This window comes from Bacillus sp. FJAT-27251 (genome assembly GCF_001273925.1).
GTDB lineage: Bacteria > Bacillota > Bacilli > Bacillales > Cytobacillaceae > Mesobacillus_B.
In genome coordinates, this window is sequence record NZ_LIGG01000001.1 from 567,749 (window position 1) to 589,414 (window position 21,666).

Annotated in this window: 31 protein-coding genes, 1 pseudogene and 1 riboswitch; of the genes and pseudogenes, 18 read left to right on the forward strand and 14 right to left on the reverse strand. The window is 46.9% G+C overall.

Features of this window, described 5'->3' with window-relative positions:
• The 5 genes from ADU22_RS02675 to ADU22_RS02695 all read right to left on the reverse strand — a co-directional run.
• A partial coding sequence (locus tag ADU22_RS02675; protein WP_156324425.1) for a helix-turn-helix domain-containing protein occupies positions 1-120 on the reverse strand: 120 nt, incomplete at its 3' end.
• 104 nt (positions 121-224) lie between these two features.
• Entirely contained in the window at positions 225-461 is a 237-nt protein-coding gene (locus tag ADU22_RS02680; protein ID WP_053360783.1) for a spore germination protein, read from the reverse strand.
• Positions 462-502: 41 nt separating this feature from the next.
• Positions 503-736 (reverse strand): hypothetical protein, encoded by a 234-nt coding sequence (locus ADU22_RS02685; RefSeq protein ID WP_053360784.1) that lies wholly within the window; start codon positions 734-736, stop codon positions 503-505.
• Positions 733-999, reverse strand: coding sequence for a hypothetical protein (locus ADU22_RS02690; protein WP_053360785.1), 267 nt, complete (start codon positions 997-999; stop codon positions 733-735). The genes ADU22_RS02685 and ADU22_RS02690 overlap by 4 nt, the downstream gene beginning before the upstream one ends.
• A 24-nt stretch (positions 1,000-1,023) precedes the next feature.
• Positions 1,024-1,263, reverse strand: coding sequence for a hypothetical protein (locus tag ADU22_RS02695; protein ID WP_053360786.1), 240 nt, complete (start codon positions 1,261-1,263; stop codon positions 1,024-1,026).
• A gap of 227 nt (positions 1,264-1,490) precedes the next feature.
• Here ADU22_RS02695 and ADU22_RS02700 point away from each other — a divergent pair, with 227 nt between their 5' ends.
• Both ADU22_RS02700 and ADU22_RS02705 read left to right on the forward strand, forming a co-directional pair.
• Positions 1,491-1,964, forward strand: a complete 474-nt coding sequence (locus ADU22_RS02700; RefSeq protein WP_053360787.1) for an Hsp20/alpha crystallin family protein — start codon at positions 1,491-1,493, stop codon at positions 1,962-1,964.
• Positions 1,965-2,003: 39 nt separating this feature from the next.
• Positions 2,004-3,062 carry a hypothetical protein gene (locus ADU22_RS02705; RefSeq protein ID WP_156324304.1) on the forward strand — a complete coding sequence of 353 codons (1,059 nt, stop codon included), beginning with the start codon at positions 2,004-2,006 and terminating at the stop codon, positions 3,060-3,062.
• 41 nt (positions 3,063-3,103) lie between these two features.
• Here ADU22_RS02705 and ADU22_RS02710 read toward each other — a convergent pair whose 3' ends face one another.
• Positions 3,104-3,361: a hypothetical protein gene (locus tag ADU22_RS02710; RefSeq protein ID WP_053360789.1), complete on the reverse strand. Its 258-nt coding sequence runs from the start codon at positions 3,359-3,361 to the stop codon at positions 3,104-3,106.
• Positions 3,362-3,556: 195 nt separating this feature from the next.
• Between ADU22_RS02710 and ADU22_RS02715 the strand changes: the two genes are divergently transcribed.
• A complete protein-coding gene (locus tag ADU22_RS02715) occupies positions 3,557-3,652 on the forward strand; it encodes a YjcZ family sporulation protein (RefSeq protein WP_053360790.1) in 96 nt (31 codons plus the stop codon).
• Positions 3,653-3,686: 34 nt separating this feature from the next.
• Positions 3,687-3,830, forward strand: a complete 144-nt coding sequence (yjcZ, locus tag ADU22_RS24090; RefSeq protein ID WP_082252771.1) for a sporulation protein YjcZ — start codon at positions 3,687-3,689, stop codon at positions 3,828-3,830.
• Positions 3,831-3,890: 60 nt separating this feature from the next.
• Here yjcZ and ADU22_RS02720 read toward each other — a convergent pair whose 3' ends face one another.
• Positions 3,891-4,661, reverse strand: a complete 771-nt coding sequence (locus ADU22_RS02720) for a DUF2268 domain-containing putative Zn-dependent protease (protein ID WP_053360791.1) — start codon at positions 4,659-4,661, stop codon at positions 3,891-3,893.
• A 227-nt stretch (positions 4,662-4,888) separates the two neighbouring features.
• On the opposite strand from ADU22_RS02720, the gene ADU22_RS02725 reads away from it, so the two are divergent.
• The 3 genes from ADU22_RS02725 (at position 4,889) to ADU22_RS02735 (ending at position 6,458) form a co-directional block, all read left to right on the forward strand.
• A complete protein-coding gene (locus tag ADU22_RS02725; RefSeq protein ID WP_053360792.1) occupies positions 4,889-5,602 on the forward strand; it encodes a class I SAM-dependent methyltransferase in 714 nt (237 codons plus the stop codon).
• Positions 5,603-5,629: 27 nt separating this feature from the next.
• Entirely contained in the window at positions 5,630-6,067 is a 438-nt protein-coding gene (locus tag ADU22_RS02730) for a GNAT family N-acetyltransferase (protein ID WP_053360793.1), read from the forward strand.
• A 67-nt stretch (positions 6,068-6,134) separates the two neighbouring features.
• Complete coding sequence (locus tag ADU22_RS02735) at positions 6,135-6,458, forward strand: hypothetical protein (RefSeq protein WP_053360794.1); 324 nt, start codon at positions 6,135-6,137, stop codon at positions 6,456-6,458.
• 83 nt (positions 6,459-6,541) lie between these two features.
• Here the strand turns inward: ADU22_RS02735 and ADU22_RS02740 are convergent, their stop codons facing one another.
• Genes ADU22_RS02740 through panD form a run of 3 tightly spaced genes read right to left on the reverse strand, consistent with a single transcriptional unit; the run spans position 6,542 to position 8,506 of the window.
• On the reverse strand, positions 6,542-7,258 hold the full coding sequence (locus tag ADU22_RS02740) for a class I SAM-dependent methyltransferase (RefSeq protein WP_082252772.1): 717 nt from the start codon (positions 7,256-7,258) through the stop codon (positions 6,542-6,544).
• 18 nt (positions 7,259-7,276) lie between these two features.
• Positions 7,277-8,116, reverse strand: coding sequence for a YheC/YheD family protein (locus tag ADU22_RS02745; RefSeq protein ID WP_053360795.1), 840 nt, complete (start codon positions 8,114-8,116; stop codon positions 7,277-7,279).
• Between the two features lie 3 nt (positions 8,117-8,119).
• Positions 8,120-8,506 (reverse strand): aspartate 1-decarboxylase, encoded by a 387-nt coding sequence (gene panD / locus ADU22_RS02750; protein ID WP_053360796.1) that lies wholly within the window; start codon positions 8,504-8,506, stop codon positions 8,120-8,122.
• A 335-nt stretch (positions 8,507-8,841) separates the two neighbouring features.
• On the opposite strand from panD, the gene ADU22_RS24095 reads away from it, so the two are divergent.
• The 6 genes from ADU22_RS24095 to ADU22_RS02780 all read left to right on the forward strand — a co-directional run bounded on the left by ADU22_RS24095 (position 8,842) and on the right by ADU22_RS02780 (position 10,876).
• On the forward strand, positions 8,842-9,153 hold the full coding sequence (locus ADU22_RS24095; protein ID WP_197280016.1) for a spore germination protein: 312 nt from the start codon (positions 8,842-8,844) through the stop codon (positions 9,151-9,153).
• Positions 9,154-9,189: 36 nt separating this feature from the next.
• Positions 9,190-9,435 (forward strand): hypothetical protein, encoded by a 246-nt coding sequence (locus ADU22_RS02760; RefSeq protein ID WP_053360798.1) that lies wholly within the window; start codon positions 9,190-9,192, stop codon positions 9,433-9,435.
• Positions 9,436-9,584: 149 nt separating this feature from the next.
• Positions 9,585-9,974, forward strand: a complete 390-nt coding sequence (locus ADU22_RS02765) for an Hsp20/alpha crystallin family protein (protein ID WP_053360799.1) — start codon at positions 9,585-9,587, stop codon at positions 9,972-9,974.
• Positions 9,975-9,986: 12 nt separating this feature from the next.
• Complete coding sequence (locus ADU22_RS02770) at positions 9,987-10,172, forward strand: hypothetical protein (RefSeq protein ID WP_053360800.1); 186 nt, start codon at positions 9,987-9,989, stop codon at positions 10,170-10,172.
• A 15-nt stretch (positions 10,173-10,187) separates the two neighbouring features.
• On the forward strand, positions 10,188-10,556 hold the full coding sequence (locus ADU22_RS02775; protein ID WP_053360801.1) for a hypothetical protein: 369 nt from the start codon (positions 10,188-10,190) through the stop codon (positions 10,554-10,556).
• A gap of 2 nt (positions 10,557-10,558) precedes the next feature.
• Entirely contained in the window at positions 10,559-10,876 is a 318-nt protein-coding gene (locus ADU22_RS02780; RefSeq protein ID WP_231687833.1) for a hypothetical protein, read from the forward strand.
• Between the two features lie 49 nt (positions 10,877-10,925).
• Here ADU22_RS02780 and ADU22_RS02785 read toward each other — a convergent pair.
• The 4 genes and pseudogenes from ADU22_RS02785 to ADU22_RS02800 form a co-directional block, all read right to left on the reverse strand.
• Positions 10,926-11,710: pseudogene (locus ADU22_RS02785) on the reverse strand (SDR family oxidoreductase).
• A gap of 406 nt (positions 11,711-12,116) precedes the next feature.
• Entirely contained in the window at positions 12,117-13,259 is a 1,143-nt protein-coding gene (locus ADU22_RS02790) for an alpha-hydroxy-acid oxidizing protein (protein WP_053360802.1), read from the reverse strand.
• Positions 13,260-13,437: 178 nt separating this feature from the next.
• Positions 13,438-14,808 (reverse strand): YjiH family protein, encoded by a 1,371-nt coding sequence (locus ADU22_RS02795; protein ID WP_053360803.1) that lies wholly within the window; start codon positions 14,806-14,808, stop codon positions 13,438-13,440.
• Positions 14,809-14,855: 47 nt separating this feature from the next.
• Positions 14,856-16,166, reverse strand: coding sequence for an aspartate aminotransferase family protein (locus tag ADU22_RS02800; RefSeq protein ID WP_053360804.1), 1,311 nt, complete (start codon positions 16,164-16,166; stop codon positions 14,856-14,858).
• A 329-nt stretch (positions 16,167-16,495) separates the two neighbouring features.
• Here ADU22_RS02800 and ADU22_RS02805 point away from each other — a divergent pair, with 329 nt between their 5' ends.
• The 5 genes from ADU22_RS02805 (at position 16,496) to ADU22_RS02825 (ending at position 21,404) form a co-directional block, all read left to right on the forward strand.
• Entirely contained in the window at positions 16,496-17,362 is an 867-nt protein-coding gene (locus ADU22_RS02805) for a LysR family transcriptional regulator (RefSeq protein ID WP_053360805.1), read from the forward strand.
• Between the two features lie 97 nt (positions 17,363-17,459).
• Positions 17,460-17,569, forward strand: a riboswitch (SAM riboswitch).
• 85 nt (positions 17,570-17,654) lie between these two features.
• On the forward strand, positions 17,655-18,770 hold the full coding sequence (locus ADU22_RS02810) for an iron-containing alcohol dehydrogenase family protein (RefSeq protein ID WP_053360806.1): 1,116 nt from the start codon (positions 17,655-17,657) through the stop codon (positions 18,768-18,770).
• Between the two features lie 33 nt (positions 18,771-18,803).
• Positions 18,804-19,631, forward strand: coding sequence for a MetQ/NlpA family ABC transporter substrate-binding protein (locus ADU22_RS02815; protein ID WP_053360807.1), 828 nt, complete (start codon positions 18,804-18,806; stop codon positions 19,629-19,631).
• 86 nt (positions 19,632-19,717) lie between these two features.
• On the forward strand, positions 19,718-20,758 hold the full coding sequence (locus ADU22_RS02820; RefSeq protein WP_053360808.1) for a methionine ABC transporter ATP-binding protein: 1,041 nt from the start codon (positions 19,718-19,720) through the stop codon (positions 20,756-20,758).
• Complete coding sequence (locus ADU22_RS02825; protein WP_053360809.1) at positions 20,730-21,404, forward strand: methionine ABC transporter permease; 675 nt, start codon at positions 20,730-20,732, stop codon at positions 21,402-21,404. Before ADU22_RS02820 ends, ADU22_RS02825 begins: the two co-directional genes overlap by 29 nt.
• The last annotated feature ends 262 nt before the right edge of the window (positions 21,405-21,666 follow it).

Below are 21,666 nucleotides of genomic sequence, written 5' to 3' on the forward strand. Positions count from 1 at the left end.
AGCACCAAATCTCTCATATACTTTTATCCACCTGTCAACTTCTGACTTTGACTTGATCCCATGCTTCCTGGCCAGTGGTCTAATTCCTAATTTCCCCTTTTGATATTCTCTGACCACCATTAATTTCAAATCATCACTATATTTTTTAGTCAAAAGAAACACCCCAAAAGATTAGATTTTGACTCTAACTTTTGGGGTGCACGCCAGTGCCTGTCCCCCTGTCCCTACACGACGCTGTTTTTGATGGCGTTGCTGTCACTGGCATCGGGGTCGATGACGGTGGCTGCTGGTACAGCTACCGGGGACAAGTCACCGTTTTGCTCTCCAAACGCTTGATTTCGCTTATAGGTGACAAGCTGGTCAATGATTTGCAGGGTTCCCATATTGGCTACTGCCCCGTTATCAATTGTATTTATTTTAAACCCAAGAACATTGATGGCCATTGGAGAAACGAAAAACATAGAAATCCTCCTTCTTTTCGCAGCTTATGAAACAAAACGCCCTATAAAAAGCTTGATTTCATTGCATTGCTATCAGAGACATCCGGGTCCGATACCCAGGAGCTGGAAAGGATTGTCGGCGAGAGATCCCCATTTTGCTCTCCGATCCCCTGGTTCCGTTTATACGAGACAAATTGATCCAAATGCTGGCTCGGACCCAGATTGATGACGGCTACATGGTCAACGGCATTTACCTTAATTCCTAAAATATTGAGTGATACAGGTGCAAAATTCATTTCATTCCTCCTAATGGAGTAGGAAGATTAGCTGTTTCAAAGGAAGAATTGGAATCAATTTGATCCCGGTCATCCACAGCGCTTCTCGTCCCGACAAAATTGGTTCCATCCCCCATATTCTGACCCAGCCCCTGGTTTTTTTTATCGGAATTATGCCATTCTGCCAAAAGATTTTGCCCCACATTGATTGCCGATGCATTCTCAAATGAATTGACTTTAATGATATTAATATTGATATTGATGTATGGAACAGGACCTGCCATTAAAATCCTCCTAACTGTTCCTGCTCAAAGGGGTCGAACAGTATTTTTCTCTGCGTTGGAATCCTCAACATCATGATCCAAAGTAGAGCCTGCTATGCCAATCTTCAAACACCCATCCCCCAGCTGCTGGCCCCAACCCTGATTTTTCTTCGCCTTTACATTCCTGTTTTTTTTCAGGGTGGAACTAAAGGAGACAGAACTCCCATGATCGATATTATTCAATTTCATACCGGCAATATTGACGTTTGTTGGTAAAAAGAACATGAGTCATGCTCCTTTCTTTGCATTGATCCCGGGCTGCCCGTGGATGACGCACCCCTCCACTCCGTATCCCAGGGTACTTAAACTATATGAGCGCTGCCTGAAAAATATGTTTCCAGCCACAAGGTCCGGCTAATGGACAATTTTTATGAATGATTTACTAAATCACAAATACCATTAATTATATATGAAGAAAGGTACGGGGATTCATACAAGGGGGATGGTCCATCATGGATATGAATAAAATCTTGGAATGGATGGATTTAGCGAAAAAATATCAAACCGGTGATTTTTGGGACGGGATATTTGATCAATCCTCCTTTGATGAATGGATGAAAACTCAATTCAATTCAGCCAAACCGGGTGAAAGTGCTGTAAAGACGGGACAGAGTAATAAATTTCCTCCCACGGATATTTACATGACCGAGGAGGAAGTTTTGTTAATTTCGGCCTTGGCGGGCTATGCAAAGGAAAATATTCAATTGTCGGTTTCGGGAACAAGCCTGTTAATCAAAGGAGACGACCATCAAATGACGACAGGAGAGCCTGTGCAGCGGGAAAGATATCACGGACCCTTTGAACGCTTGATCCAGCTTCCTGAACCTGCGTATCCCAACCAAATCCGGGCCAAATTTTACAATGGACTTCTGTTTGTTTCGTATAAACGGCAATTTGCACAAGCAGAACGGGTGGATATTGAGTAAGGGTCGGGAAAATAAACAGATTGAATGCGGGGAGACAAGATGTCGATGAAAGGGATGTTCAATCAAAAAGGCCAAAAGAAAAATCCAGCTGATTGGGAAAAGCAGGTTTTAAGGATCAATGCCCTTGAAGTTCAACTAAAGAGCTTATTGGAGTTTGAGAGAAAGATTCGAGCCTCCATGTACAGCGGGGAAAAACAGGAACGCGAGCGAGTCAAGGCCCCGGCGAGGAATGTTCAGGCAGAAAACATCGAGACTGCCCAGAAGTTCAAGGTGATGAATCATAAATTGGAGCAACTGGGACAAAGAGTGCATTCACTGGAAAATTTGCTTGAGCGGCCTGCTCAAGTACCCCCTCCTCCAAGCAAAAAGGAAAACAAAGTCGATGAACATCTCATCCAATTCTTCGAACAGCTTATGCTAGAAAAACAGGCCATATATCTCCAAAGGGAGAAACAGTTGGTGGACAAGATCCAGACCTTGGAAAATCATGTCACAGTCCTCCACGACAGGATAAAAGCTTCTTCCCCGGATCCATCAAGTCTGGAAGAAAATCGGCAGACGCCAACCGAGGATCGTTCCACACCTCCAAATGATGAGAGGGAAGTTTTTTATAAGCAGATCGAAATGAAAATACAGCTTCTGGAGCACCATTTTTTATTGGCAAATGAGGTCCAGGCTGGATTGCTGAAGCAAATCGAGGAGCTTTCGGAAAAAAACGAGGTATTAATGAAACAAATGGACGAATCGGAAGTTTCTCCGAAAAAGGACGAACCAATGCTGCAAACTTTATATGTTGACAAGTTATACGTTGAAAAATATGAGCAAAACAATAACTTTGCCCAGCTGGGGATCAAAAGTTTAAGCGGAGCCTTAAATATTGGCGCGACATACGGGAAAGATACCATCCCCAAGGAAGTCACGGAGCAAGTTAAGGAGGACATGGCAAAAATGAAGGAAATGAAAGAGGACATGGCAAATAAACAGACCGGCAAAAACCGGCCTGATGACCTCCACCAGGATGAGTCATCCTCCGATGATGACTCCAGCCCGCCCGAGGACAACCCTCCGTATACGGATATTGTGATTGAGGATGATTAAGGGACAGCGGGACAAGGCACCTGTCCCTCTGTCCCTTAGTCTTACCACAATAAGAACGAAGCCAAAGAGATTCCGACGATGGCGCCTATTGCGATTCCCCAGCCGAATCCCCAGCCGCCACCGTAATAACCGTATCCAAAGCCCCCAAGGTTTCTTCCGCCTCGCATCGGCTGCAGGTACACCCTGTTTCCCGTGACACGATGAATAATTCCCCTGTGAACCCTGCCATCGCGTGTCCTGATGACAACCGCCCTGCCTCTATATCGGTTACATAAACCATGATAATATCCGATTGACATAAAATCCCTCCATTCCAATTGAGTACAGAATATCCTATGCGGTTCAATTACAAGCCGTATAGGACAGACACACCAGACTTTAAGCGGAATGACGAAAATTTTTAAATAGCCCAAAAAATAAAAAGTTGGGATTTTATCCATGCCAATGAGCGTGGCCTCACATAGACTATTGTAAATAGCGTGGAGGTGATATACATGAGCGGAGGCGGAGGCTACGCTGGCGGTTTCGCCCTAGTAGTTGTATTGTTTATTCTTCTTATCATCATTGGAGCTTCTTGGTGGGGTTACTAATTCGTAAAAAAATAAACAGATAGGAGTGGATCAAATGGGCTTTGGATGCTGCGGATTTGGCGGCTACGGCGGTTATGGCTATGGTGGATATGGTGGCGGATATGGCTTTGGCGGAGGATTCGCGTTAATTGTCGTGTTGTTTATCCTTCTCATCATCATCGGTTCTTGCTGCTACTAATGAATCGGAAACAAGAAAAGGGTGCCGGAACAAAACGGCACCCTTTTTTCTATCGTTTCTTCAAGGGGAAAACTGGCACGATACGGTGGAGAGCATGTCTTTTGATGATGAAAAATGGGTTGCTGCATATTTCCCAACCAGGTAATAACCAACAGAATAGCCCGCCATCTTAGGGTATAAAGGGGATCCGTACATAAGCTGATGGTGTTTGCGGTCTGTTTTTAAAATAGAGCGGTTGGGCGCAATGTATGCTTCCCACATTTTAAGCAGCTCTTCATCTGTATAAAGTGATATCCAGGATGACAAGTGTTTTTCCCCGAAACGTTCCCGGACAGCATGTTCGGCTAATCCTTCCAAAATGATGCTATCCAGCAATGTGTAATCACCTTCATGCTTTGGGTAATGAGTCAAGCGGCAAACATGATTGTATTCATGTGTCAGCAATGATTTTATTTCAGCCGCATCATTCTCCTCCGAAATGAATAAAAATAATTTATCTCTAAAAGCTAGTCCCGACTTCCCATTAAATTCAAGATTCATCGTTGTGTTACTTGTATCGGAGGGGAAAATATAAATCGGAATATCCGGGCCTTCCCACAGCTCCTGCAGCACCTCTGCCTCATTTCCCACCATCCTCCACACGTTTCTTTCCTGTAACTTTTTGATTACCTCCTTTCCATTCGGAAGAGGATAGTACATTCCATGGAGCAATAAATGGTCATAGATCTCGGAGGCATAGGCACCATCAAAAAGACCTGTTAATTTTCCGCAAATCTCAATTGGCCGATCATAAGCTTCCGCCAGCCATCGATCCGTCCGAATGACGCTCATTTTAACACCCCTAACGAGTTAGCATTCTTATAAGATATGCCTGGCGCAGGATGCAGTTACTTTCGCGTAAAGATAAATACCTTCAAAAAGCCCAATCCGGGCGCCCGCTATCCCAAACAGTTCCTTTGCACATATGATATAGCACCCAACTTTTTATCGAGCCGGTTTTTAATAAATCAGCTCAGGCTGAAAGGAAGGGTCAAATTTAAGCAAAAGATGGTGGAAAGGTGAAATACACATATCTTGATTGTTTGGCATCCTTTGGTATTGGAGGCGCCCACCCTGGCGGACTTCAATTGACCAAAGAGATTTTGTCAAAGGAAGAAATAACGGAAACAAGCACCATATTGGACGCCGGATGCGGTACAGGACAAACTTCTGCCTATATCGCGGAAACGTACAAATGCAGCATAACCGGTTTGGACCATAATGAAATGATGGTGGAAAAAGCGAAACAAAGATTCCAATCTAAAAATCTTTCGGTCGAAGCCAGGCATGGAAGTGTCGAAAACTTGCCGTTTGGTGAAAAATCCTTTGATATGATTCTCTCGGAATCTGTCCTCTCCTTCACGGATGTGACGAAAACCATCCCTGAGCTAAGGCGGGTTTTGAAGCCTGATGGTGTTTTATTGGCGATTGAAATGGTTCTTGAGACACCACTTCCCAAGGAGGAACGGGCAACCTTAACCAAGTTTTACGGAATTCCCCGGATATTGACCGAAGCCCAGTGGAACACCCTTTTCCAAAAGGCCGATTTCCAGCATATCCATATGGAGAAGTTTACCCTGTCGTTTGATGAACCAGAATTCGAAAATGCGTCTGATTTTTCACTATCCGAACAGCTGGATGAGGAGTTATATTCTATCCTTGACCAGCATCTGGAATTAACAGAAAGGTATAAAAAGAATCTTGGCTTCCGTGTGTTCAGGTGCTGTGTTTGAAACAATGGATGTAAGGGGCTATGTACGATGGCGATAAGAAAAGCGACCCAACAAGAACTCCAGGAAATCCTCGGCTATTCCCGGGAAGTGTTCCAGGAATCGACCATGGGATTGGTTGAGGCGGCTGAAATTCCAGAACCCCTCTTTTCAGAAGGCGATGGTTTTTATCTGGTTTATTCAGAGAATAACGTCATCAAAGGATGGATCGGGATGACGAGTACATGGAGCCCTTTTGGCGAGACAATGGTTGGGGTCATTACAGAGGTTTATGTGCTTCCGGACTATCGCAGGAGCGGGATTGCAAGGCAGTTGTGCATCAAAGGGATGAACGCCTTGCAAGAACAGGGGCATCATAAGGTGCAGCTCAATGTGTTTGCGGGCAATGATGCAAAACAGCTTTATCATAAGCTTGGCTTTCATGAAGTGTCCATTTTAATGGAAAGAAGGATTGGTGCTGACATATAAAAACTGGTCACCCAAAAACTTGCCTGTGAATAATTTGGAAAGGAAGTAAATCAGAGGAAGTCGCTTCATGCAGCCAAATAGTTACCAGAATTCCCTTTATGACGCAAGGGACCATGATCACCATGAAAAATGCAGAAGACATTTGTTTCAATTTGTTCAGGTTGAGCTAAAGGATGGCACCGTTATCCAAGGGATTCTTCACAGCTATGACAGAGATAAAATGTACATTTTGATGCCTAAACATCATGGCCATGAGCACCACGAGCATCACCATCACGACTCGATGCATACCGGGGATGGCAGCAGACAATTCTTTCCGTTCTTTGGCCCATTTGGATTGTTTGGTTTTCCGTTCTTTGGAATCAGAAGTTTTGGACCGTTTTTTATTTAACTGCAGGAAGGAAAGACTTGCCGACTGTTGGCAGGTCTTTTTTATGCAAAAGCAAAAGGGCTTCCAAACGGAAGCCCTTGAAACTATTTCGTACATACATATACCCTATGCCCTAAAACATTCTGATATTTGGCCATAATATAAACATGCTGATTCAACACGGGGTACAGTTCGGGTTCAATATAATTAGAATAGTAGAATTCGGGAATGGGATTCTGCTGGAAAGAAGGGTCCTGTTTGCGGATCCTGATCCCTTTAAATCCGGCTTGCTGCAAAAAAGCCAGCCAATCCCTTTCCATCAGCAGGGAATCCAGTCCGTAAAATCGGGTGATTTCCTCCTTGCTTCCCGGATCAATGGGATGTTCGAGGGTCAGCTCATTGGCGATAAAACGGCCGCCGCCTTTTAATAAACGGAGTATTTCGGCAAGGGCCCTTAGTTTATGGACGAAAGCAAGGACCGATTCAGACAGAATCAAATCAAATGCTTCATCCTTTAGGGGACATTCCTCGATTGAGCCTTGGATGATCTTGACCGGCAATTGGGACCTTGCCATTCTCGCTTTCGCTTTTTCGACCATGACAGGGTTGATGTCGATCCCAGTAACGATGGCTCCGTATTGGGCAGCCAAGTAGGCGGCGGTTTGCCCAGTCCCGCAGCCTACATCTAAAATGCGGGTTCCAGGGGTGATTTTTTCAGCCTTGAAGAGTTCCTTTGTGAGTTGGATTCCCCCCGGATGGGCGCCTCCCACGCCGAACTTGGACAGGAAATTTAAATAGATGGATTTTTCGATTCTAACCACCTGCTTAATGTAAATTTATCAATCTGGTTCTTCCCCTTTTTCCGTCAGATAGGATTCAAATGATTCCATCATATGCCTCATCCATCTATCATGAATCTTGGCTTTATTATCAATGATGTTATTAAAGGAGCTTTGGTCAGGAAGCAGCGAGAATAAATATGGGTCAGGCTCTCCCTGCAAATCATTCGTATTCACCTCGATCATCCACAGGTTTCCGCCCTGGTCCAACCCAAAATCAATTCCCACTTCCGTGAAGAAATGGTATTGGTCAAGCATATGGCAGATTTCCATGGAGACTTCCTTCAATGTATCAGTTGAAAATCGGCGTTCAGGATCAGGGAATAATGCCGAAATCACTTCATCGGTTGGCTTTACGGAACCATTGCTGATTTCAACATTCGATACAATCGATCCATCCCCGCCAATTCTCACCAAATCACCCGCATACACCCATGAACCATCCATCTCCTTATACAAATGAGGCCGGATATCAAAGGGATGGCCGCCATACGAGACTGTTGGGATTCCCCTTTGGATGATGGTGCTTTTATCATCGTAAAATTGGCGGATTTTCTCGCAGGCTTCATTAAAATTGTGAAGGATGGCGGCTTCCTGGCCCTGGATCGTCCAAACAAAGGAATTCCCGCTTTGCTCCAGGGTACTGATGCCTTTCCCGCCCCAGGAGTCAACAGGCTTTATATAAAGAAGGTGATATTCCTGAAGCATGGATCTCAAAGCCTCTCTTGACAATAATTCCGTATCGGGGATTTTGACCTTTTTTATCGAATGACGCACAAGCAATTTATGCATCTCCCATTTATTGATCGACTCCCTGTTAGGATCCACAATGGGTGCCATGCCTTAATCCTCCCATGATTCCATCAATGGATTTTCCAGAAGCTGAGTGATTTTATTTTCGCCATCCACATAGGCGACCTTTGTTTTTAAAGTGCGGATTTCCTCTTCAGTAAAGATCCCGGTACTTAATATAATCACCAGGTCTCCCCTGGAAAAAAGATGGGCTGGCGGGCCGTTCAAACAAATCCTGCCCGAATGCGCCTCCCCGGGAATGGCATAGGTTTTCCAGCGGGTAGCATTGCGAAGATTGGTCACTTGAACGATCTCATAAGGCAAGAGATCGACTGCTTTCATTAGTTCCCGGTCGATGGTGATGCTCCCGGGATAGTCCAGGTGCGCCTCGGTTACGGTAGCCCGATGGATCTTCCCTTTGCACATGTAACGCTGCATGATATCCCTCCAAAAATGTGCCTATTTCCAACTGTATATAAATATGAGGTATCGAAATAAAATGTGTCACGGACGGGGTCAGACCCCTTTTCCCTTTTCCTGAATGATGAAGGGAACCATCAGGAGCGTTCAAGCATAAACTAATCAATAACTACGAATATTTAGGACTGAATGGATTGAATCGTAAACCAATCATGAATCAGTTTCAGCTAGGCCAAATATCTGTCAATACGATTGACACCGCTTCTGGAATTTTCATAGGGACGAATTATGCACAAAACTGGTCATCTCACCGAAAAAATAATTATGGTTTTGGATCGGTAAGTGGTTCTCAGGTGGAAAATAACATTAGCTACGTAATGGATCAGGATGGAATTGATACCCCAATCGAAAATTATCCTTGTATCTTATATGATGGAAATAGAGCAGGAAATTCAAATGAAATTGATATTGGTGAAATCAACGTAAATGTATTGGATACATGCGCGGCCGTTTCCGTAGGAGAAAATGACTTGAATGCATGGAGTGCCCACAGTAAGCGCAATGCGGGCCAAGGACGATTCGCCGGTGACATCCAAAATACACAAAACTCTTCGCTTATTTTGGATAGCGACGTGATTGACAGTGAAATGAATGATTACGGTTAAAGGGCTGATTTTGAGGCAAAAAGGAGGAGGATTTATGTGGCCATTGCTTTTACATTGGGTGCAATCAATATAAATTCTCAAAATACAAATTCAGCGGTTGCAGTTGGTGAAAATCAATTACCAGCATGGGCGGCACACAGGAAGACCAATAACGGGAATGGTTTCTTTGCAGGAAATGTATTTAACACAGGGAATGTAGCTAACGTAATCGATCCTGACGGTGTGGATGGAATGATGAATAACCAAAATATTGCTCCAAGTGTGCAAAGCCAAGCTCTTTAATCATAAGGGCTTGATTTTTTTTATAAGGAAAGCCGGAGGTGGGAATCTTTGGGCAATTCCTTAACATACCGAACTGGCAAAGGCATATAGTTAAAGTAAAGGCTTTTTCTGCAAGGATCACAGTCCATCCATACGGGGAGGTCAAATGAGTGGTAAAACCTCATGATCATTCTGCTATCAAAAAGACGCTGGGAGAGGACTTTAACGAGCTATTAGATGAAATTGCTCCCTTCGTGGGGCCCAGGGTGGATGTATACGAATCAGATGCCCATTTGATGATTTCCGCCGATTTGGCTGGAGTCCGGAAAGAGGACCTTTCTTTAAAATGGAAAAACAGCTTTCTGGTGCTGGAAGGAAAAATTCACAATGAACACTTGAAGGCTTCTTATAAGAAAATCCGAAACGAACGCTTTTATGGCTCTTTTAAAAGGGAGGTGCCGGTTCCCCGCAACTGTGAAACAGGACAGATACTGGCAACCCTGGAAAATGGCGTTTTATTGATTACCATTCCTTTCCGCAATGATAAAGATTCCAGATGAAGGAGAATTATGATGACTTCAATTAAATATGGGAGTTTAAAAATTGATGCCTTAACAGCTTCATCCGGATTGTTTATCGGCACGAACATACATAAAGGGAGGAAGAGCCAGTCTTCCATCAACGAGGGGTTCGGAACGGTAAAAGGCAAACAAAATAAAGTGAGAGGAAATACCTCGATGATGAAGAAAAAAACCTAAAAAGGAATTGGATTGATGGAACAAGAAAAGATGATGCATACACTTGAAAAGCTGGCAGATAAAATCAATTCGCTTGAAGCCTCCATCCATGACAGAACCAATCCTCCCATCATCGTAAAAGTGGATGTGAAGGAACTCCATCTCAACGAATTGACCCTGGAAGAATTGGCCTTTCATCTTGATAAGCTTGATATCAAAGAAATCAGCGGAATGCTCAATCTGGGCAATACCTTTTCTCCCCGAGTCCATCCTAAATCGAAGCCTAAACAGCCACCCTCCCATGAGAATCCTGAACCTCGAGAAGAGGAAGAACTTAATGAAATCCAAGTCCAAGTCAATCATAAATCGGTGCCGTATACCATAACTGAGGAAAAGGGTGATTGACCTTGAAACGATTTTCCCCGTCATTTTTTATCGGCCATATTTCCATCGGTACCGTCGAAGGAGCTTCCTGTGTGAATTTGGGCAATAATCTTCCTAGCGGGTTTGTAAATTATAAAAAACAAAACCAGGGATTCGGTTCCATTTCCGGTGACAACAACGATATCCATGAAATTATGGCAACGTTGGAAGAAGAGGATATTCATGATACGTTCCATTACGATGGAATCGAAGACGACACATCCTCGCAGGTATTGAAGCAGATCGAAAACGAAATGATGGGCACAGAAGTGGACATTGAAGGACAGGAAGAGCCGGAGTAATGGGACGCGGGGTCAGGCACCTTTTTACAGGGCCAGACCCCCGTCCTTTTTAGTATTTGTAAGACTGTCCGCCATCAATTGGGATCACTGCGGCGTTGATGAAGTTGGCTTGATCGGAAAGCAGGAACGCGGCCAGATAGCCTACTTCTTCCGGTTTTCCGAAGCGCTTCATTGGGTTTGGTTCAACAAATTGCTTGCCTACTTCTTCCCAGTTGTCCGGATCCATTTGCTTTAAGGAACCTTCCACCATCGGGGTCATGATCGCACCAGGTGCAATAGCTTTAATACTGACTCCATATTGGCCATATTCGATGCCGGAGTTTCTCGTTAGCCCGACCACACCGTGCTTGCTTGCCGCATAGCCGGATTGATTTCCTACCCCGCGGATGCCGCCAACGGAAGCCGTGTTGACAATGGAACCAGAACCTTGTTCCTTCATGACTTTCAATACATATTTCATCCCATAGAAAACACCGTTCAAGTTGATGTCGACAACCTTCTGGAACTCCTCGATGCCATAATCCTCGGTTGGGTTTTGCTTCCCTTCGATTCCGGCATTGTTGAAGAATCCATCGATTCGGCCAAACTTTCTACGGTCTCATTCACATAGCTTTCTACCGCTTTTTCATCGGCCACATTCGCTGTGATCAGGAGGACTTCCGCATTCGGCGCCACTTCTGTTATTTTGCTTTTCGTTTCTTCCAGCGCCCCAGAATTCAAATCCACCAGCGAAAGCTTGGCTCCTTCCTTCGCTACCTGCAGAGCAGCAGCCTGTCCCAAACCGGACGCTGCACCTGTAATCAAGACAACTTTTCCATCAAAACGATTGCTCACGAAACATTCCTCCTTTTGTTCAGGCTCTTACTATTCCCTAAGCAGCTCTTTTTAAAAAGCAAGGGGGCCAGCCTCCATTGCTGATTTTTCGTGAAGCAGGGGGGACGGTTCTCCTGCTTCATTTCTGACTTTACGTGAAGCCAAGGAATTCATAGGCGGAGAAATTCCGGTTAATGCATATTGCAGGGGCTCAAAAAGCAGAAATTAGCGGATTTATTCCGGTTAACCTCTCAAAATAGGCCTAAATTTTAGGATTAGATGCATATAAACGGAAAAACTCCCCTTATATTCCGGGAAATGATGGTATTTCCCAACTTAAACGGAATTCCTCCGTTTATGATTGAGCAAAGGGACGGTTCTCCCGCTTCATTTTTACAAAATGATGCAGGAGAACCGTCCCCATATTCTACTCTCTAATCATCTTCAGCCTGGACATGTGCGTCAGGTCTGACATACCGGATAAAGCCAGGGAGACTTCCGTTTCCTGGATGAACCGCTCGATGACCTTTCCCACTCCCGGCTGCCCGGCTGCAGCCAATCCATACAAAAACGGCCTTCCAATCAAAACGCCAGTAGCTCCGAGCCCCAAGGCTTTCACCGCATCCATCCCGCGCCGCACCCCGCTGTCCAGCAAAATGGGAATGTTCCCATTCACTCTCTCAGCAATAGCCGGCAGCGCATCAATGGAAGCAATGACCCCATCAAGCTGGCGGCCGCCATGATTGGAGACAATGATTCCGTCAACGCCGCATTCCAAAGCCATTGCCGCGTCTTCCGGGTGCAGGATGCCTTTTAGCAAAACAGGCAGGCGCGTCCGCTTTTTCACCTCAGCCACCTCTTTCCAGGTCAGCGTTGGATGCTGGACGTTTTCCAGGATTCCGGCAATGATCGTTTCCTGGTCATGGTTTGGCAAGGAATCCATAAACACAGGGTCATGGATATAGTTCCCGGTTCCATATCCTTGCGAAAGCGGTGAAAACTGATTGCGCATATCGGTTTCACGCCATCCGACCATCACGGTATCAACGGTAATCACAATCGCTTCATAGCCCGCTTTCTCAGCTCTTTCGACCATGCTGTAGGAAAGGGCGGGATTAGAGCTTGAAAAATACAGCTGAAACCACTTGGGCCCTGCAGGAGCCGCCGCCGCAATTTCCTCAAGGGAATAAGTCGAAACGGTGCTGACAATCAAGGGAACTTCCATGGACTCAGCGGCCTTGGCCGTGGCTTTCTCGCCATCCTCGTGGGCAAGCCCCTGCATGCCGACCGGCGCAAGCAAAAATGGGCTGCGATAACGGCGGCCAAAAATGGAAATGCTCATATCCACGCTGGAAACATCGTTCAGCATCCTTGGGACAATCGCCCACTTGGAAAAAGCCTCGACATTCCGCTTTGCTGTTTCTTCCTTCCCCGCACCGCTGCTGGCATAGCCATAGCCGCCCGGCAGCATGTTTTCAGCCGCTTTTTGCTCCCATTCCTCAAAAGAGAGCGGAAAATCCGTTTCTTTGCTAATGTTCTTCAATAAAATATCCCGGTTTGCAACTGTCATCTAAAACGGCCTTCTTTCTTCTTATTTTGATTTCTATCATTATAGCAAAAGGAAGCATGGATACGTCCCCATGCTTCCCCAAAACAGACGGGACTTGGTGCCTGTCCCTAAAAATGAGGCAGGATAACCGTCCCCATGCTCTACCCTAAAAATGAGGCAGGAGAACAATCCCCATGCTCTAAAACACCAGCAAATGCGCGATGATCACGATAATTGGCAATGTGATGATCGTTCTTTGGATGAAGATAATGAATAATTCCAGGATGCTTAATGGTATGTTGGAGCGAAGGATCAGGATTCCAATCTCCGACATGTAGACCAATTGCGTCAAGGAAAGTCCGGCCACGATAAACCGGGTCAGCTCACTTTCGATTCCGCTTCCGATGACGGCCGGCAGGAACATGTCGGCGAATCCGACAAGCATCGTTTTCGCTGCGGCATCCGCTTCAGGGACTTGCATCCATTCCAGCACCGGAACGAAGGGATACGAGATGATTTGGAAAATAGGCGTGTATTCCGCGACAATCAAGGCGGCTGCACCCAGGCTCATTACGAGCGGGATCAATCCGAGCCAGATATCCAGAACCGTTTCGACACCATTGGAAACCAATTTGCTAGGACTTGGCGCATGCTTGGCCTTATCCAGCGCCTGCTGCCAGCCCCACTTCAATTTAGAGACTCCTTCAGGAATGCTTTCATCAATCTGCTGGCCGACCGGCTCATAATAGGTATCCGGCTTCCTTGAAAGCGGCGGGATCCTTGGCATGATGATTGCGGCCACCACACAGGCAAACGCAACAGTCAGGTAAAAAGGAATGAACAAATGCCCCAGGCCGACAACATTGGCGACGACCAGGCTGAAGGCGATCGAAGCAATGGAAAAGGTGGTGGCGATGACCGCCGCTTCCCTCTTTGTATAATAGCCTTGATCGTATTGCTTGGATGTAACCAGCACTCCAACGGTTCCCGCTCCCATCCAGGAAGCAAGCGTATCAATTGAAGAACGGCCGGGAAGCGTAAACAGCGGCCTCATCACCTTCTGGACAAGCGCTCCGATAAATTCCATCAAACCAAACTCGACCAGGAGCGGAAGCAAAATTCCTGCGAATAAAAACCAGGTCAGCAGAACGGGAGCCAGGTCATAAAGAACGACGCCCCCTGTATTCCGGGACGAAATCACTTCCGGCCCCACTTCAAAAATCGTCAGAATTCCAACCAGGAACCCGAACACCCTTGCAGCGATGCCGAACTTCCCGATATCAAATAACCCTTTTAAAAAGTGGTTGTCCATAACAAAACTCGGCTTCAGCAGTTTCGTGAGGATTGACATCCCCGCCGACAACCCTAACAGAAAAACAATGAACGCTGGCAGATAGGCGCCAAAAGCATTCTTCAGGATGGAAGCCAGAATTCCTACACCAATAGTGATTTCCCCGTTGAATTTCACCGGGACCAGAAACAGCAGCACCCCGATCAATGATGGAATGAGAAACTTTAAATATTCGGCCGCAACCTTTTGCTTCGGCTCAACCCTTGCTTGTGCCTTCACCCTTATCCCCCCTTTTAAAAAATCCTCTGTTATTCAACGGAGACCTTTTAGCGGATTCCAAGCTCCGCTTCATACTCCGCAATCGCTTCATCAAGCAATGAAATGCCGAGATCCAGATGCTCCTTATCGACCGTCAGCGGCGGCATCATGCGGATGACCTCGCCTTTATTGCCGCTCAGGTAAAAAATGACGCCTTTATGCAGGCATTTTTCCAGAATGTTCATCAAGCCTTCCCCGTTCGGTTCCCCGGAATCATGCTGGACGATTTCAATTCCCAGCATCAGGCCGATGCCGCGGACATTCCCGATCACAGGGTGCTTGTCCTTAATGGCGGAAAGCTGGCTTAAAGCATATTCCCCCATGCTTCTGGCGTTTTCAACCAGGCCCTCTTCCTTCATCACATCAATCGTGGCACAAGCTGCCGCGCAGGCAATCGGGTTCCCGCCAAAAGTGGTGCTATGGCTGCCAACCGCCCACTGCTCCATCAGCTCTTTCGAAGCGACCGTCGCACTTAGCGGCAGTCCGCTGGCAATCCCCTTGGCGATCGCCATGATATCCGGAGTCACTCCGAAGCGGTTCGCTGCGAACCAGTCTCCCGTGCGGCCAAATCCGGTCTGGACCTCGTCAAAAATCAGCAAAATGCCGTGCTGGTCACAGATTTCGCGGATTTTCTCCAGCCAGGCCTTTGGCGGAACCACATAGCCGCCTTCGCCAAGCACCGGTTCGAGAATCACCGCGGCGATTTCATCGGGAGCAGCCTGATGATTGAACAAGCGTTCAAAATCCTTCTCAATATGCTCCGACCAATACACTTCCGGGTCGGCCCCTTCCGGTGTTTCGCTCACCTGCGCATATGGCAGCTGGTACGTCATCCCGGCGCCGACAGGCAGGCTTCTTCTATATTTACTTTTGGAAGTCGTAAGGCTGAGCGCGCCCATCGTTCTTCCGTGAAATCCGCCAAGGAAAGAGACGACATATGGCCTTTTCGTCACATGCCTTGCGAGCTTCACCGCCCCTTCAATTGCTTCCGCTCCACTGTTGCCAAAGAAAAAGCAGTCCAGCGGTGCAGGCAAAACCGTCCTCAGCTTTTTGGCCAATTTCAAAATCGACTCATAATTGATGATTCCAATCGGTCCGTGCACCAAATGGTCCACCTGGTCCTTGATGGCTGCCACCACCTTCGGATGCCGGTGCCCCGTGTTTTCCGTCGCAATCCCCGATGTGAAATCCAGATATTTTTTGCCGTCCACTCCTATATAAAAGAGCCCTTCCGACTTTACGACCGGCAGATTAGGGAAATCCTTCGCCATCGTCGGTGCCAGCAGGCCTTCATCGTTAATACTCTTCCAATCTATCATAACTACCTCTCCTACTTTTGCGAATATTTATTAATTTCCCACGTTATGCAGGAACGGTCAACTTCGAACCATAGGGATTTTTAATAGTTAAAAAATCCCACAAACAGCACAGCAGGATGGTTTTCTGGCAGCGAGAACCTCTCCCCTTATAGGAAAGGGCTTTCTTTGTTGAAACATCCTTTAATTACCGTTTTGTTTTACGTTTTAGCATTGAAAAAATTTATGAATGGATATGGATTATCGTGTATAATTATAAAAACTTGTCCTGTCTGGGCCATTTTACCGGCATGTGCACGATTCATCATAACCGGAAAGAAAAGGGGGATCTCATGGAACTGCGGAATTTAAAAACCTTCCAGGTGGTGGCAGAGGAACTGAATCTCACAAAAGCGGCCAAAAAATTGGGATATACTCAGCCGACCCTCACCCTGCAGATACAATCTCTCGAAAAAGAACTGAATCATACCCTGTTGACGCGGATTGGCAAGAAGACACAATTGACGACAGCCGGCCAAAAGCTGAAAGGCCATGTGGACAAGCTGTTCACACTGATTGGAGAAATGGAAAAGGATATGGAAGAGCTGCACGGTCCGTCCGGCATCCTGACGATCGCCGCATCTGAATATTACATCAGGCACCATCTTACCTCGCTGATTTCGACTTATATGGGCATGTMCCCCGCCGTTCGGGTCAGCCTTCTGCCGCTGAACAGCGTACACGCCATCCAAAGTGTCAAGGACCATGTGGCCGACATCGCCATCATTGCGAGCCATTTTAAAGAAGCCGATATGATGCAAACCTTTTTGGAAGAAGAGCAAACCTTCCTGGTCGCCTCCTCCAGGCTTTGCAAAGAGCGCAGCGTCGAGGAGATTTACAGCCAGTATCCATTTCTCTCCTACGACCGGGATTGCAGCTTCAGCACCATCATCGACCGCTATTTCAAGAAAAGCGAGCAGCAGCCCCAGTCGATGATTGTCGTCGGCGGCAGCGACGAAACCATCAAACGCGCCGTCCTGAACGGCAACGGCTACGCCATCCTGGGCGAAAACGTCATCAAAAACGAATTGGAGGAAGGCTCCATCACCATCCTCCAGCCCGTATCCGATCCCGTCACCACCTCCGCCATCCACCTGAAAATACGCTCGGAAGAACCCAATATCCACACCTTCCGCCAATTTATCCAGGAAGCTTGGTGAGGCATGGGGACGGTTCTGCTGCCTCATGCGTCAAAAATAGGGGTTGACTTATTGCTGGGAAAGGGATATTATCAGAACATTGAATTTTATAGTTGTTCTCTTATCGAGAGTGGCAGAGGGACTGGCCCGATGAAGCCCGGCAACCATTCATTTTTATGAACAGGTGCTAATTCCTGCAAAATACGGATGTATTTTGGAAGATAAGAGAGGTAATATACTTTGTTTAAGTGTGCAGACCTCTCTTGATGAGAGGTTTTTTTATTTCCAAAAAAAACAGAAAAGGAGGAAGGTTATGTCGATTGCAATTGTGAAAGGGGCCCCGGGCCATTACAGGATTGGCGAAGGCGCCTTGAAGGAGCTGCCATCGCTGCTAGCGGAGCTCCATATAAGAAAAATACACATTGTGTGCGGAAGAAAGGCATGGAAGGCGGTCCAGCCCTACTGGCCGGAGGAAGTCACCAGGAGTGCCGGCGATTCTTTCACATTTGCGGAAGGCCATTGCACGTTGGCGGCCGTTGATGAAATCGCAGATACGTTGTCGGCGTCTTCCGCCGACGCCGTCATTGGCATTGGCGGCGGAACCGCTTTGGATATGGCGAAAGCTGCCGCAGCAAAGGCCGGGGTTAAATCCCTCCTCGTCCCAACCATCGCATCCACCTGTTCCGCCTGGACCCCGCTCAGCGTGTTTTATGATGACAATGGCGCATTTACGCATTATACCGAATTTCCCGTTGCCAATACCCTTGTCACCATCGAACCGGCGATCATCGCGGCAGCACCGGTAAGGTTTCTGCGCGCCGGCATTGGCGATACGCTCGCTAAATATTATGAAGCGGAAGCGTTGATTTCCTCCTTTTACAAAGATGAGGAGCTCCCGGTTTGGCTGAAGGTATCCAGGTTCTCGGCAGCCCTATGCAGGGATGTCCTGCTGAAGGATTCTACAGAGGCAATCAAGTCCGCTGAGCATCAAAATGTCACGAAGGAACTCGTTTCCGTCATTGAAGCGATCATCCTGACCGGCGGAATGGTAGGCGGCTTTGGCGGCAAGGCAGGAAGAATTGCCGGCGCCCACTCCGTCCACAATGGGCTGACACTCGCAAAAGAAGCCAAAAGCTTCCTGCACGGGGAACTGGTTGCCTACGGAATCCTGGTCCAGCTGGCTTTGGAAGAAAAGGAAGATGAGCTGAACAAACTGCTCCATTTTTACAAGGAGTGGGGATTCCCGGCCAGCCTGAAAGATTTGGGAATCCACCATGAGAACCATGAGCTTTTGGGAAAAATCGCACAAAGGGCCACCCTGCCCCATGAATCCATCCATTTCATGGATTCAGAAGTATCGAAGGAAAAGCTGCTATCCACTATTCATGAGCTTGAGAACACCCATTATGCAATAGCAGATAAAAATTAAATAAAAATAATACATCAGGAAAGAGGAACTCACATGAAAAAATCATTATTGGCTATTTCAACTGCACTTATTATCTCCATTCTATCGGCTTGCGGAAGCACCGACAGCTCTGCTTCACAAGAAGCGGAAGGCTTGCTGAGCGACGACAAATTGGTCATCGGGGTAACAGCGGGACCGCATGAAGAAATTACCGGAAAAGTAAAAGAACTCGCTGCTGAGGAAGGCTTGGAAATCGAGCTTAAAGTATTCACCGACTATGTCATGCCTAACGTTGCTTTATCGGAAAAAGAGCTGGATATGAACAGCTTCCAGACAGAGCCTTTCTTTGATGCCATGAACGAAGACCGCAATCTGGACCTGATCAAAGTAGGAGAAACCGTTACGTTCCCAATGGGAATCTACTCGCTGGAAGCAAAGGATATTAAAGACCTGAAAGACGGAGCTAAAATCGGCTTGCCAAGTGACCCGACAAACAGCGGACGCGCCCTTCTTTTATTCGAAAAAGCGGGCTTGCTTAAGCTAAAAGAAGATGCCGGCATTGATGCTACCGTAAGGGATATCGCAGAAAACAACGGTAACTATGAATTCATCGAACTGGATTCCGCCCAGATTGCCCGTCAGCTGGAAGAGCTTGACGCTGCGGCCATCAACACCAACTTTGCGATGGAAGCCGGATTCACCCCTTCAAAAGATGCCATCTTCATGGAAACAAAGGATTCTCCATACGTGAACCTTGTAGCGGTGCGCACGGAAAACAAAGACGATGAAGCGATCCAGAAATTCCTTGATATCTACCATTCTGAGGAAGTAACCAAATTCATTGAAGAAACCTACGAAGGGTCCATCATCCCTTCCTGGTAAAAAGACTCAACACAGAGGTGGGGCGATGTTTCATATTTCGCTCCACCTCATGCTATTAGGTGGTTAAAAGGAAGGAGTGTACAGCCATGATTGAACTTAAGGGAATCTCGAAAAGTTTTACAGGAAAGAAAGGGTCCATCCACGCCTTGAAAGACGTATCACTGTCGGTAAAAAAAGGCGAAATATACGGTGTGATCGGTTATAGCGGTGCAGGGAAAAGCACCTTGATCCGCTGCGTCAACCTGCTGGAAAAGCCTGATACAGGGTCGGTCGTGATGAATGGGGTCGACCTGACAACCTTATCATCCGGAAAGCTCAGGGAAGCCCGAAGCAAAATCGGGATGATCTTCCAGGGCTTCAACCTGTTGAAAACCGCCACTGTCTATGAAAATATAGCCCTTCCGTTAAAGCTGACCGGTTTAAGCAAACAGGAAACCGAAGAAAGAGTCACGAAATACCTGAAGATTGTCGGACTTGAGGAAAAGCATCACGCCTATCCTTCCGAGCTTTCCGGCGGCCAAAAGCAAAGAGTGGCCATTGCGCGTGCGCTTGCCCATGAGCCGGAGGTGCTCCTGAGTGACGAAGCGACAAGCGCCCTTGACCCTGATACAACAGAAGCGATTCTCGATCTGCTGCTGAAAATCAACCTGGAACTAGGCATTACGATCCTGCTCATCACCCATGAGATGAATGTCATCCAGCGAATTTGCGACCGTGTCGCGGTGATGGAAAACGGCGAGGTAATTGAAGAAGGAATCACAAAAGACCTCTTCACGGCGCCAAAGCACGCTACAACGAAGAAATTTGTGAACACCCTGTTCTCGCATCAAATCCCCGATCAAATGCTTGCAGAGCTGAACAAAACAGGCCATGTGGTCTCGCTTTCCTTCTTTGGAAAGGCTTCGGGAGAACCGGCCCTAGCGCTGGTAAGCAAAAAGTTCGATGTGTATCCGAACATCCTGTCAGGCAGCATTGCCCAATTGAAGGAAGAGTCGTTCGGGCAGCTTGTCATTCATCTAAAAGGTGAATTTGCGGAAATTGAAAAAGCCCTGGCCTTTTTAAGACAGCAACAGGTCCAGGTGGAAGGAGTGGTTCTGGATGAAGGAAAAAATAAACGAATTTCTTGAGTTATGGGGCAGCGACCTATGGGAATCGACCATCCAGACCTTCCAAATGGTTGGAATTTCATTGGCCTTTTCCATCCTGATCGGATTGCCTTTAGGCGTTTTGCTTGTCCTTACCCGCCCAGGGAAAGCCTTGGGCAATAAGTTCTTTTACCAGGCATTGAATGCTTTCATTAATATCATTCGTTCCGTACCGTTCATCATCTTATTGTTCTTCATCCTGCCGTTTACCAAGATGATTGTGGGTACATCGATCGGTGTGAAAGGCGTGATTGTTCCGCTGGTTGTCTACACCGCTCCTTATATTGCGAGGCTGATGGAATCCGCCTTGCTGGAAGTCGACCGTGGGGTCCTTGAGGCCTATGAAGCCATGGGCATCAAGACAAGGCATATCATTTGGCATGTGCTGATCAGGGAGTCACGTTCATCGATCATCCTCGGACTGACGATTGCGACCATCGGATTGATCGGCGCAAGCGCCATGGCCGGACTGGTCGGCGGCGGCGGGCTTGGCGACCTAGCCTACCGCTACGGCCATCTGCGCTATGAAGTGGATGTCATGTATATCACCGTCATCCTCTTGATAATCCTTGTGCAGGGACTGCAATCAGCCGGCAACCGCCTGGCTGCCCGTCTGAAGAAGGATTAGGAGTCACGGTAAAAGGGACCGTTCGTGAATGAACGGTCCCTTTTTGTATATGGCGACTCCTGATGATGCGGCAGCTGATTTTCGTGAAGCCAAGGGGATCCTTAGGCGGAGAAATTCCGGTTAATGCATTTTAGAAGAGGCTAAAGTGGCAGAATAAGCGGATTTTTTCCGACTAACTTCTAAAAACAGGGCTAAATCTTCGGATTTTTTTAAGATAAACGGAAAAACTCCCCTTATATTCCGGGAAATGATGGTATTTCCC